Source organism: Burkholderia sp. B21-005 (assembly GCF_020843965.1).
In the GTDB taxonomy this organism is placed as follows: Bacteria; Pseudomonadota; Gammaproteobacteria; order Burkholderiales; family Burkholderiaceae; genus Burkholderia; species Burkholderia ambifaria.
This window is the reverse complement of record NZ_CP086302.1, coordinates 629,435-641,649: the sequence shown is the minus strand read 5'-3', so window position 1 is coordinate 641,649 and position 12,215 is coordinate 629,435. Positions and strand designations below refer to the sequence as shown.

The 12,215-nt window shown below is 69.1% G+C and carries 10 protein-coding genes and 1 pseudogene; 4 read left to right on the top strand and 7 right to left on the bottom strand.

The features are described from left to right. The first annotated feature begins 192 nt into the window (after positions 1-192). The 3 genes and pseudogenes from LMA02_RS19265 to LMA02_RS35420 form a co-directional block, all read left to right on the top strand. A complete protein-coding gene (locus tag LMA02_RS19265) occupies positions 193-534 on the top strand; it encodes an FKBP-type peptidyl-prolyl cis-trans isomerase (RefSeq protein ID WP_006754049.1) in 342 nt (113 codons plus the stop codon). 25 nt (positions 535-559) lie between these two features. Then, positions 560-1,327, top strand: coding sequence for an AraC family transcriptional regulator (locus tag LMA02_RS19260; protein ID WP_175759806.1), 768 nt, complete (start codon positions 560-562; stop codon positions 1,325-1,327). A gap of 142 nt (positions 1,328-1,469) precedes the next feature. Then, positions 1,470-1,577: pseudogene (locus LMA02_RS35420) on the top strand (glutathione S-transferase); the annotation flags it as partial. Between the two features lie 213 nt (positions 1,578-1,790). On the opposite strand, the gene LMA02_RS19250 reads toward LMA02_RS35420, so the two are convergent. Beyond that, positions 1,791-2,261, bottom strand: a complete 471-nt coding sequence (locus LMA02_RS19250) for a winged helix-turn-helix transcriptional regulator (RefSeq protein ID WP_228909413.1) — start codon at positions 2,259-2,261, stop codon at positions 1,791-1,793. Positions 2,262-2,413: 152 nt separating this feature from the next. Between LMA02_RS19250 and LMA02_RS19245 the strand changes: the two genes are divergently transcribed. Then, positions 2,414-3,649: an MFS transporter gene (locus LMA02_RS19245; protein WP_228909412.1), complete on the top strand. Its 1,236-nt coding sequence runs from the start codon at positions 2,414-2,416 to the stop codon at positions 3,647-3,649. Positions 3,650-3,859: 210 nt separating this feature from the next. Here the strand turns inward: LMA02_RS19245 and LMA02_RS19240 are convergent, their stop codons facing one another. The 6 genes from LMA02_RS19240 to LMA02_RS19215 form a co-directional block, all read right to left on the bottom strand. Then, positions 3,860-5,026 carry a glycosyltransferase family 4 protein gene (locus LMA02_RS19240; RefSeq protein WP_166724175.1) on the bottom strand — a complete coding sequence of 389 codons (1,167 nt, stop codon included), beginning with the start codon at positions 5,024-5,026 and terminating at the stop codon, positions 3,860-3,862. Next, positions 5,026-6,210, bottom strand: a complete 1,185-nt coding sequence (locus LMA02_RS19235; RefSeq protein WP_166724174.1) for a glycosyltransferase family 4 protein — start codon at positions 6,208-6,210, stop codon at positions 5,026-5,028. The genes LMA02_RS19240 and LMA02_RS19235 overlap by 1 nt, the downstream gene beginning before the upstream one ends. Next, complete coding sequence (locus LMA02_RS19230) at positions 6,207-7,673, bottom strand: O-antigen ligase family protein (protein WP_006752501.1); 1,467 nt, start codon at positions 7,671-7,673, stop codon at positions 6,207-6,209. Before LMA02_RS19230 ends, LMA02_RS19235 begins: the two co-directional genes overlap by 4 nt. A 10-nt stretch (positions 7,674-7,683) precedes the next feature. Further along, the gene (locus LMA02_RS19225) at positions 7,684-8,820 is read right to left on the bottom strand and encodes a glycosyltransferase family 4 protein (RefSeq protein ID WP_228909411.1); all 1,137 of its coding nucleotides are present in this window, start codon (positions 8,818-8,820) and stop codon (positions 7,684-7,686) included. 110 nt (positions 8,821-8,930) lie between these two features. After that, positions 8,931-9,890, bottom strand: coding sequence for a glycosyltransferase family 2 protein (locus LMA02_RS19220; RefSeq protein ID WP_228909410.1), 960 nt, complete (start codon positions 9,888-9,890; stop codon positions 8,931-8,933). A 61-nt stretch (positions 9,891-9,951) separates the two neighbouring features. Beyond that, positions 9,952-12,177: a polysaccharide biosynthesis tyrosine autokinase gene (locus tag LMA02_RS19215; RefSeq protein ID WP_228909409.1), complete on the bottom strand. Its 2,226-nt coding sequence runs from the start codon at positions 12,175-12,177 to the stop codon at positions 9,952-9,954. Positions 12,178-12,215 lie beyond the last annotated feature (38 nt).

Below are 12,215 nucleotides of genomic sequence, written 5' to 3'. Positions count from 1 at the left end.
CGCACGGTTCAACCGTGGCGATCCGGTTCGCGGAAAATTCAAACGCGCGTTCCATTCGCGTTTCTCGCCAGATGCGCGGCCGACCCGCCGGCGAGCCGCGATCGACGCGCGGCCGGGCCTTCGCCATGCAGGGCGGCCCGCTGCGCGCTCGCCTACAATAGCGGTTTTACCCAACCCCTTTCAGGAGAAGTCATGTCTGTCACCACGACCGCATCGGGCCTCAAAATCGAAGAGCTGACCGAAGGCACCGGCGCGGAAGCGCAAGCCGGCCAGACCGTCAGCGTCCACTACACGGGCTGGCTGACCGACGGTCAGAAATTCGACTCGAGCAAGGACCGCAACGACCCGTTCGCGTTCGTGCTCGGCGGCGGCATGGTCATCAAGGGCTGGGACGAAGGCGTGCAGGGCATGAAGGTCGGCGGCGTGCGTCGCCTGACGATCCCGCCGCAACTCGCCTACGGCCCGCGCGGCGCAGGCGGCGTGATCCCGCCGAACGCGACGCTCGTGTTCGAAGTCGAACTGCTCGACGTCTGACGAAGACGCCGGCCGACTCCCTCCGATGGAACGCATCCCGTCACCCGCCATCGCGCTGCGCCGTTACGACACGTGCGAAGCGTCCGACGTGCACGACTTTCACCAGGTCGTGCTCGGCGTCGACGGCGCGATGGTGATGGCGGTGGACGGCGTCGGCCAGCGCATCGACCGGCACGCGGCCTGGCTGATTCCGGCCGGCGCGCGCCATGATTACGCGGGCCTCGGCGACAATCGCCAGCTCGTGCTCGACCTGCCCGCCGCGTCGCTCGCGGTGCCGCAGCGGCTGTTCGACAGCGCGCGTGCGGTATCGATCGACCCGGCGCTGACCTCGCTCGTCGCGCAGGTCGCGGCGGCCGCCGCGCAACTCGACGGGCCGGCCGGCGACGCGCGGCACGCCCATCGCTTCCAGTGGCAGGCCGCCGCGCGTCTGTGCGACGCGCTGCTCGGCGACACCGGCCTCGCCGCGCCTGCGGCGGGCCTCGATTTCGCGCGCATCGACCGCTGGCTGCGCGCCCGGCTCGCGGAGCCGTTGCGCATCGCCGATCTCGCCGCGCACTGCGGCTACGGCATGCGCCGGTTTCATCAATTGTTCGTCGAAGCGTTCGGCGAAACCCCGCATCGTTACCTGCAGCGGCTGCGGCTCGACGCCGCCGTCGTGCTGCTCGCCGACGGTCGCCATCCGCTCGTCGACATCGCAGGCATGGTCGGCTTCGCCGACCAGAGCACCTTCACGCACGCGTTCACGAAGCGCTTCGGCGTCGCGCCGGGGCGCTGGCGCGGCGAACGGCACTGAGCGATTCCGCCGGACGATCCCTGCCTGCCGTAACGCGGTCGCCTGGTGCGAAGCCGCCTTTTTTCATGCGTAAATCGATCGCATTGGATCGCAGCCGGCGACCGTATCGACGCATCATGCCTTCCTGAAACCTCGGGCGCACGACGCGTACTTCTCCGGGATCGCGCGCTGGGCCGACTATCACGCGGTATTCGAGCGCGATGCGTTCCCGCGCATCGCCGCGCTGCGTGCGCGGCTCGCCGACGATGCCGATGCTCGCGGCCGCACGAACCGTCGCCGCGTTCGGCTGCGGATCGCTGCATTTCATCGATGCATTGACGCCGCTGACGCTGCTGCTCGCGTCGGTCGGCGCTACTCGTCGCAGCGGGGTTGCTCGCGACGCTGGTCAGGCCGGATGCGCATCGCGGTGTATCGGCCGCGTGTCAGGCGGCGTCGTCCGTCGATTGAACGGTACGGCCGGCCTTCACCCCCGCGCCCCACCCTCGTCATCACCCACCTTTCGCACGACCGTCTCCGCCGCCTTCAGCGGCCGGCCGTCGTCGTGCCGCAGCGCGAGCTTGCGGATCGCGCGGCCCGTCTTGCGCTCGACCAGCACCGAATGCGGCTCGCCGCGCGCGAACAGGTTCGCCTCGCCCCACTGCCGCAGCATCACGATCACCGGAAACAGCCCCTCGCCCTTCTTCGTCAACGCGTATTCCTGATACGCGCTGCCGTCCGACGCGGGCACGACTTCGAACACGCCGGCCTCCACCAGCATCCTGAGCCGGTCCGACAGGATGTTGCTCGCGACGCCGAGGCTCGCGCGGAAATCGCCGAACCGGCGCACGCCGTCGAACGCGTCGCGCACGATCAGCAACGCCCAGCGATCGCCGACGATATCGGTCGCCCGCGCCACCGGGCACGGCGAATCCGCAAGACTTTTCTGCCTGGCCATATTGCTCTCCGCTGTCGCGCCGGCCGCCCGCCCGGGCCGCCGGCCATCCGTGCGCGGGCCCGTCGCCCGCCGCCTCATGAGGTTGCATTTTAAAACTACTTTTCCTACACTCATACCAGTTTCAAATTGCAACTACTTGCGTGAGGCAACCGATGGAATCGTCTTGTCGTTCAGGAACCGTCGCGTCGAATGCGGCATCGCGTGCCGCTCGCCCGGCCGATGACACACGCGTATCCACGGCGCGCGTCGCGCTGCTGGCTGTCTGCTGCGCCGCGAGCGTCGCGAACGTGTACTACGCGCAACCGCTGCTCGATTCGATCGCCCGCGACTTCGGCGTATCGCAGGCGGCGGTCGGCGGCGTGATCACCGCGACGCAGCTCGGCTGCGCGCTCGCGCTGCTGTTCGTCGTGCCGCTCGGCGACCTGCTGAACCGCAAGCGCCTGATCACCGTTCAGCTCCTGCTGCTGACGGCGGCATGCATCGGCGTGGCCGCATCGTCGACGCGCATCGCGTTGCTCGCGGGCATGGTCGCGGTCGGGCTGCTCGGCACCGCGATGACGCAAGGGCTGATCGCCTGCTCGGCCGCGCTTGCGGGTGCCGGCGAGCGCGGCCGCGTGGTCGGCGCGGCACAGGGCGGCGTCGTGATCGGCCTGCTGGCAGCGCGCTCGCTCGCGGGTGTCGTCACGGACATCGCCGGCTGGCGTGCGGTTTATCTGGTGTCGGGCGCGCTCGCGATCGCGATGCTCGTCGCGCTGGCGCGGCTGTTGCCCGATGCCGATGCGCCGCGGGAACGCCTCGGCTATGCGGCGCTGCTCGGGTCGATGGCCACGCTGCTGCGCACCGAGCGCGTGCTGCGCGTGCGCGGGGCGATCGCGCTGCTGATGTTCGCGGCGTTCAGCATCTTCTGGAGCGCGCTCGTCCTGCCGTTGAGCGCGCCGCCGCATGCGATGTCGCATACGCAGATCGGCGCATTCGGGCTCGTCGGCGCACTGGGCGCGGCCGCCGCCGCGCGCGCGGGCCGGCTCGCGGATCGCGGGCTCGGCGAAGCGACGACCGGCGCCGCGCTGGCGCTGCTCGCGCTCTCGTGGCTGCCGCTCGCGTTCGGCGGCACGTCAATCGCGCTGCTGGTCGTCGGCATCGTGCTGCTCGACGTCGGCGGGCAGGCCGTCCACGTCGTGAACCAGAGCATGATCCTCGGCGCGCGGCCCGACGCGCATGCCCGCCTCGTCGGCTGCTACATGCTGTTCTATTCGGTCGGGAGTGGGCTCGGCGCGATTGCGTCGACGATGATGTATGCGCACGCCGGATGGATCGGCGTCTGCGGGCTCGGTGCGGCGGTCAGCGTCGTCGCGCTCGCCGTTTGGGCCGTGACGCTCCGGCGTGCATGAAGCCTGTCGAAAACGGCGTGCGAATCACGGCGAGTCCGGCAGCAAACGACAAAAAGCCGGCTCGTCCGAATTGGGCGAGCCGGCTTGGGTGTCCGGCTTGGGTGTCCGGCTTGGGTGTCCGGCGCAGGCGTCCAGCGCAGGCGTCCGGCTCGCGAACCGGACGCCTGCGCGTGCGCCGCTCCAAATCCGGCGGCAGCGCACTGCATTCGCTTACCCCGCCGCCTGGATCGCCTCCTCGTACACGCCGGCGACGCGCCGCGCGATCACCGCGTTGTCGAAGTGTTCGCGTGCATAGCGCTTGCACGCGGCTTCGTCCGGCAGCGTGATCGCGCCCGACAGCGCCGCGCCGAGCCCTTCCGCGATCGCATCCGCACCGGTCGACGGCAGCACGAGATCGTCGGACAGCCCAGCGACCGCCTCGGGCAACCCGCCGACCGGTGTGACCAGCACCGGCGTGCCGGACGCGAGCGATTCGACGGTGATCAGCCCGAAGCCTTCGAGCGCGACCGTCGGCACGACACTGACCGTTGCCGCGCGGTACAGCGCCGCGAGATGGTTGTCCGGCACGAAGCCGAGCAACTTCACGTTGTCCTGCAGCCCCGCCGCATCGATGCGCTGCTGCAATTCCTCGCCGATCTTGCCCTTGCCGGCGATCAGCAGCAGCACGTCCGGGTGCCGTTGCTTGACGAGGCCGATCGCGTCGATCAGATCCTCCAGCCCCATGCGCCGCACGAGCCGGCGCACGGCCAGCACGATCGGCCGGTCCTGCGGCAGTTGCAGCTTGTGCCGCGCCTCGCTGGGCGTGAGCGGCGTGTCGAACTGCGCGGTATCGACACAGCCGGGAATCACGCGCACGCGCGACGGTTCGATCCCGTAGCGGTTCGTCAGGATCTGGCCGAATGCCTGCGACAGCACGATCAGCCGCGACGAGCGCGTATAGACGGCCTGTTCGAGATAGCGCTTCGCGCGCTGCCCGAGCGACGCGGCACCCTCGACCTGGCTTTCGTCGGCCCACGGCCCCTGGAAGTGCGACACCTGCGGAATCCCGCGCGTCACGTCGAGGCCCGGGAACGTGTACAGCGCGAAGTGCGACGAAATCACGTCCGGCCGCTCGCTGCGAATCTCGTCGCGCAACGCGCGGCGCGCGGCGAGCATGCGGCGCGCGAGCGGCTGCGACGCGGGCCCGAAGCCCTGGATCGCGCCGCCCGTGTCGTCGGCGACCTTCGGCGAGCCGGCGACGAGCCCGCGCACCTCGACGCCCGCACCGGGCAGCGCGCCGACGAGCGAGTAGTACATCCGGTCGAGGCCGCCCGCACGTTCGGGGAACCAGTGCATGCCGATCTGCAACGATTTGATCGGCCGGGAAGATTGGGACATCACGATTGCTCCTGCGTGACCGCATGCTCGACCCGCTCGAAGGCGGACGGCTGCGTGGGTTGGCCGATGCGCCGGTAGAGCGCGACGTACTGGGCGCCCATATGGGCCCAGCCGAAACGGGTCATCAATTCGCGGGCCGCGTCGCCCATCGCGCGGCAGGTGTCGCGCGACGCCGCGAGCGAACCGATCGCCTGCGCGAGCGCCGCCGGATCGTCCGGATCCTCGAGCACGATCCCGCACTCGCGCGTGATGATTTCCGCGCCACCCGCCGTTCGTGCGGTGACGACCGGCAGCCCGGCCGCCATCGCCTCCAGCAGCGACAGGCTCATCGCCTCGTAGCGCGACGGAAACACGTACGCGTCGACCGAGCTCATCAGCGTCGGCATGTTCTTCACGAGACCGAGGAAATGCACGCGCGAATCGATGCCGAGCGCGCGCGCCTCGTCCGGATACGGGCTGCCGGGCAGATAGCCGGCCACCGCGAGATGAACGTTGGCCGGCAGCTTCGTCAGCGCCTTCAGCACGGTGCCGAGGTTCTTGCGCGGCGTGCGCAGGTCGCCGACGAACAGCAGCAGGAACGCGTCGTCCGGCAGCTTGAACGCCGCGCGATCGGCCTGCGCGCCCGCGAAGGCACTGCCGTCGACGCCGTTGTAGATCACGCTGATCTTGCGGCTGTCGATGCCGAGCCCGGCGATCTCGTCGGCCACCTTCTGCGACACGGCCGTGATCGCGCGCGAACGCCGGTACGCCCAGCGTTCCAGCGCGGTGTTCACGCGCGTATAGACATACTGGTAGGCCGACCACATGCCCTTCGTCAGCCCGAACGGGTAGTACGGGCTCTTGAACCAGCCGCCATGCACGAAGTGCGCGGTATTCACGTCGGCGCGGATCCACGAGATGAAGCCGTTCACGTGCAGCACGTCGTACTCGCCGCGATGCGCGCGCAGCCACCACGCGCTCTTCAGCGCGAACACCTGCTGCTTGACGAGATTCGACGGCCAGAAGCGACCGACCTTCACCGGCACCCAGCGCACGCGCGGGTCGGCCAGCAGCTCGGGCGCGACATGCGACGCGACCAGCGTGACCTCGTAGTTCTCGGCCAGCGCCGCGCGCGCGATTTCGTAATTGACGCGGCCCTGGCCGTCGTTATGTCGCACGACGTGCGTGACGATCGCGATTCTCAATGGTCGCCTCCCCGTGATTGCGCGGCGGCCAGCAGGCGCTGCGCCTTCTGCCAGTGCGCCGCGGATAGTATTGAAAAAATGGCCGTGAACAGCAGCAGGCCGCCCGTGCCGATCAGCGAGTTCGTGAACACGAGCATCGCGAACACCGACAGGCACAGGCTCAGGCATGCGCCGACGAACTTGTCCTTGCGCAGCTTGAACGCCGCGCGCAGCGTGCGGCCGAGCAGCATCACGACACCCGCCAGGTACAACAGCGTGCCGGGCCAGCCGAGCACGAACGGCACGTTCATCACGCCGCTGTCGAAGCTGCCGTACTTGCCGAGCTCGCCGCTGTCGCTCGACAGCTTGGTGGATGCGCCGGTCGCGCCCATCCCTTCGCCGGCGACGTCGGTGAACGCCGTTTGCGCGAAGGTCGCGTAGAACTTGTTGCGGTCGTCGTAGCTGCGGTCGTCCTTCAGGTTCGTAATCGACTGCAGACGCGCGCCGAGCCGGTCGGCCACCGGGCCGACGGTCAGGAGCGGCACGCACAGCCCGACCAGCACGACGCCGCTGATCAGGATCCGCATCCGCACGCGGTTGCTCGACTGCAGGAGCTGGATCGCGAGCGCGATCACCCAGCCGCCCCAGGTCGAGCGCACGAGACACAGCGCGAACGACACGAAGCCGGCGGCACCCGCGAACCAGCGGACCTTCTGCGGCGCCGCGAACACGAACACCAGCGCGCCCATGATCGCGAACGCGAACGGTCCCGACGAGTTCATCGTGCTGAATACGCGGACGCCGTACGGCACCGGCTCGCCCTGCGAACCCATGTTCGACCCGATCATCCACAGCACGTCCCACTGCGGCATCACGAAGTACTGCACGACCCCGTACACGCCCATCACGGCCGCGCCCCACATGAACGTGGACAGCAGCACGTCGCGGTACTCGGGATAGTCGCGGGAGTTCACCATGATGTGAAAGCCGATCAGCACCGGGTACACCCAGTTCGCGAGGTCGTAGGTCGCGGCCATCACGCCGCTCGACACGATGCCGACCAGATACGCGTACGCCAGCCCGAACAGCATCAGCAGCACGGGAATCCCGCGCCGCTGCGCGAGCACGCGGTAATGCCTGATCAATCCGAACGCGGCGATCATCGTCACCGCGAGCGGCGCGACCTGGATCAGGCTGGTCGGCGTGAACGCGCCCTTCGACCAGTCGGCCAGGCGCCGCACCTCGGGGCTCAGGAACCACACCCACCACATGAAGCCGACGTAGCGCGCGGGGCTCTTGAAATACAACCAGATGCCGACCGCGATGGCCAGCACCGGAAACGCGAGCGTCAGCACCTTGCCCTGGTGAATGGCGATCAGCGCGGCGGTAAACGTCCACAGCCCGGCCTGCCCGACCCAGTGCTTCCGCTCGGGTAGCCAGCTGCGGTTGCGCGACGGTTCGCGTTCGGCGGCAATCGTGCTCATCGATCCGCTCTCACCGCGACGAAGGACGCGAATCCGCGAGCGGCATCGCGAGGCCGGCGGCCGCCGGCGTGCGACGCCGGCGCAGCATGTCGCGCGTGATCCGCACGTGCTGTTCGGCAAACGCCTGCGTGGTCAGGTCGCGCTCGCGCAGGCACGCGGCCGCGGCGCGCGCGCACTCGAGCGCGGCGACCGGATCGGCCACGAAGCGGTCGGCAGCCTGGCGCATCGCCTGGGCATCGAACGCCTGCACGTAGGCGGCCGTGTCGTGCGGGAAGTAGTCGCTGAGCCCGCCGACGTCGGACACGATCATCGGCTTGCCGACCGCCGCCGCCTCGAGCATCACGGTGATGCCCGACGCGTGGAAGTTCGGCCGCAGCGGCACGACGATCACGTCGGCCCATGCGTACAGCTCGTGCTGCTTCGCGAGGCCCGATGCCGAGCCGATCTTCACGTTCGGCGCATGCCACTCGCGCGGCACGCGGCGGCGCGTCGCGAGCCGCACGTCGTAGCGCTCGTCGCCGCCGAACGCGGCGAGGAAGGTGCGCCAGTCGCGGTCGCGGTCGTTGCCGATCGCGGCGATCCGCAGCGGCCGGTTCGGCTGCCACTGCTGCGGCTCGACCGGCGGGAAATCCTGCGTGTTCAGCCCGTAGTAGACGAACTCCGCGTCGCGCCCGAGATAGCGGCGGCACAGCTCGGCGTTGTCGCGGGCGAGTGTCGTCAGCGCGTCGGCACGGGCGAGCAGCTTGCGATACAGCCAGCGGCGCGCGCCGCCGAACGTGTTCCACTTGTCGAACAGCCACACGCTCTGCGCGAGCAGCAGCGGGCGCTTGCCCCGTGCGCCGGCGAGCTTCAGGACCAGCGCCGCGGCGAGGTGCTCCTGCTCGGTGTGCGTCCAGATCACGTCGGTGTCCAGCAGCGCGGCGCGATTGCGCCACGCGTGCACGACGTCGAAGCCGAGCGCCGCCTTCAGCGCACGGCGCGCGAGGCTCGCGACGCGGCTCTCGCGTCGGTCCTGCGAATAGGTCAAGCGGAATTCGTCGGATTCGGCGTGGTGATAGCCGTACAGGCAGCCGATGTCCTCGCCTTTCCGGTAGGTCCGCGGATCGGCGCCGTAAAACAGGTGGACGTGAACCTTCGTTGCAGTCATGTCAGCCTCCGCCGTGCCGTGGGATGCCCCGACAGGCAGGCTTCAGGGAAATGAGCGGGTCGTACCATATCAAGCCCTCCGGGGGTGGCCATGCGTCGTGCGCGGCCCGTTCAAGACGTCACCGGCGGCATCGCCGCACGATGGGGGGCAAGGTTGGCGCGGCGCGCATCGCGTGCGCCGCGGCGCACCGCGCGCCAGTGCTCGCGCACGCGCTCGCGCTGTGCGGTATGCAGCGACAGCAGCACGTGCGCGAAGCCCGGATAGACGCGCGTGCCGACCAGTGTCCACCACCACCACGCGAGCTCGCGCCGCATCGGCGGCAGATGCTCGCGCAGGATCAGGTGCAGGTTGTACGCGCCGTTGCTGATCGCATTCAGCGAGGCGGCATCGCGCCGGTCGTCGTCGAAACGCTCGGCCGGGAAATGATCGACCGCGATCGCCGGGTCGTAGACGAGCTTCCAGCCTTCGCGCTGCACGTGCATGCTGAATGCCATGTCGTTGTGCACCTGCGCACCGGCGCCGCGCAGCCGCGTGTCGAAGCGCAGCCGTTCGATCGCGGCGCGGCGGTAGCTCATGTTCGCGCCTTTCAGCATGTCGACTTCGCGCGCGCCGCCGACGCCCAGGTGATGGTTGCCGATGATCTTGCCGGACACCGTGAGCTGGCCGACGAGCTCGCGCGACTCGTCGAGCACGCGGCCTTTCTCGTGCACCCAGTCGCGGCCGCCGACCGCACCGACGCGCGGATCGGCCAGGAACACGGCTTCGATGCGCGCGAGCCAGTCGGCGCGCGGCGCCGCATCGTCGTCGGTGATCGCGACGATGTCGCCGTTCGCCGAGTCGAGCCCCTTGTTCAGCGCGGCGACCTGCCCCGGCACGTCGACCGGCACGATCCGCAGCGGCAGCGCGCCGCCGACCGACGGATCGGCGAGGCGCTCGTGCGTGGCATCGTCCTCCGGGCGCGCGACGACGATCACCTCGTCGGGCAGCCGCTGCTGGCGCTGCAGCGCCAGCAGGCAGCGCGCGAGGTCGGCGGGACGCCGAAAGGTCGGAACGAGCACGGAAATTTTCATCGAGGATTCTCCATTCGGCCGGGCGGCGCGATGCGCGCCGGCCCGGTTTCGTGCAATGCGGTCAGGCGCTCAGGTATTCGTGGACGGCCGCATAGCCGCGGCCGTAGCCGCGCGCCTTCGGCGGCACGCCGTTGAAGATCCCGCCTTCCAGATCGACGCCCGCGGTACGCAGGCGCTTGATCGCGTCGGCGATCTCGCCTTCGGTATGCATGCCCGAGCGCAGCACCAGGAAGGTCGCGCCGGCCATGCGGCCGATGATGGTCGCGTCGGTCACCGCCAGCACCGGCGGCGAGTCGATCAGCACGATGTCGTAGCGCTTGCCGAGCCCTTCGAGGTATTGCGGCAGACGCGTCGACATCAGCAGCTCCGACGGGTTCGGCGGGCGCGTGCCGGCCGAGATGAACGACAGGCCCTGCACCGGCGTCTCGCGGATCGCGTCCTCGAGCGGCGACTGATCGCTCAGCAGCTCCGACAGGCCCGGCTGGGCGGTGAGGCCGAAGTAGCGGTCGAGCATCCCGCGGCGCATGTCGGCGTCGATCAGCAGCACGCGCTTGCCCGAATGCGCGAGCAGCACCGCGAGGTTGACCGTCAGGAAGCTCTTGCCGATACCCGGCGTCGGGCCGGTCAGCACGATCACGCGGTTCTTCGCGTCCATCATCGCGAACTGCATCGCGGTGCGCAGGCTGCGCATGCTTTCGACGCTCAGGTCCTTCGGGCGCAGGCTCGCGAGGATCGGCCGCGCACGGCCGCCGCCCTTCTCGGCCATTGCGTCGAGCTTCACCTGCTCGGCGCTTTGCGGCACCAGCCCGTACAGCGGCAGGTTGAACGTCCGCTCGACGCGGTCCGGATCCTCGATGCCCTGGAACAGGTTGCGGCGCAGGAACACGACGCCGGTGCCGAGGATCATGCCCAGGAACACCGCGGCCGACAGGATCAGCACCTTCTTCGGCTTGATCGGGTCGCCCGGGCGCAATGCCGAGTCGATGAGGTGGATGTTGCCGCCCGTGCCGGCCTTCTGCACCGACAGTTCCTGCACGCGGTTCAGCAGCAGCACGTAGATGTCCTCGGCGACCTTCGCGTCGCGCTGGAGCTGGACGGCCTTCACTTCGGTCGCCGGCAGGCTGCGGAAGCGGTTGCTGAACTTGTCCTTCTCGCCCTGCAGTTCCGCGAGCTGCTGCTTCGCGGCGATTACCATCGGGTGCGAATCGGTGAAGCGCTGCGCAAGCGACGCGAGCTGCAGGCGCTGGGCGGCGATCTGCTGCTCGTACTGCACGCTGCCCTGGAGGTAGACCTTCGCCTCGTCACTCGCGTTGATCGAGCCGGACGTGCGCTGATACTGCGTCAGCGCGGCTTCCGCACGCTCGAGGTCGGCCTTCAGGCGCGGTTCCTCGCCCTTCAGGAAGTCGAGCATCTTGGTCGCTTCGGCCTGCTTCGCGACCACGTGCTGGTTCAGGTACGACCGCGCGAGCGCGTTCGCGATCTCGGCCGTCTGGTCCGGATTCTTGCCTTCGAGCGAGATCTGCACGACGCCCGTCTGCTTGCCCTGCTCGCTCACCTGGATGCCCGACTGGAAGCCGGTGATCGCGTCGAGATCGTTGTAGCGAACCACCGTGAACTGCGTGCCCGGACGCGCGACGAGCTTCTGCACGAGCAGCGTGACGCCGCCGCCCTGCTCCGATTCGCCGACCCGGCCCGACAGCAGGCGGCGGCCGTTCTGGTCGACCACCGTGTAGGTGCCGTCCGGGCCGGCCGTCAGCGTCATCTTCTTGCCTTCGAGCTCCGGCACGACGTTGATCGAGTCGATATCGGCGACTTCGCCGCCCCACGCGTACGACCGCAGGCCGAACCACGCGCGCGACGGCTCGCCCGGCGTCGCGATGCGCGCGGCCAGGCTGCCGATCCCCGGCATCGTCTTCGGCACGACCGAGAAGTTCAGCTTGAACTGCTCGACGACCGGCGCGACGACGCCGCGGCTCTTGATGATCTCGATTTCCGCATCGGTCGGTGCCTGCTGCGGGCCGCTGTTGATCGATGCACCCGTCTGCGTCTGCGTGAGCGCCTGCGACGTATTGTCGTTGCCCTCGACCCGCACGTGCACGTCGGCCTGATAGACCGGCTTCGCGACGAAGCAGTACAGGCCGGCGAGCGCGATGACGGTCACCGCGATGCCGAGCAGGAGCCAGATGTCGTCCATGATCACCTGGAGCAACTGGCCGAGGACGACGTCCTCTTCCTCGGTTTTCGCGGTCAGACCCGCGTAGGTGTGTTTCGCTTGCGTGTTCACCATTCATTCCCGCTTGAGTGGTGCCGGGGGGCAGGTGCCAC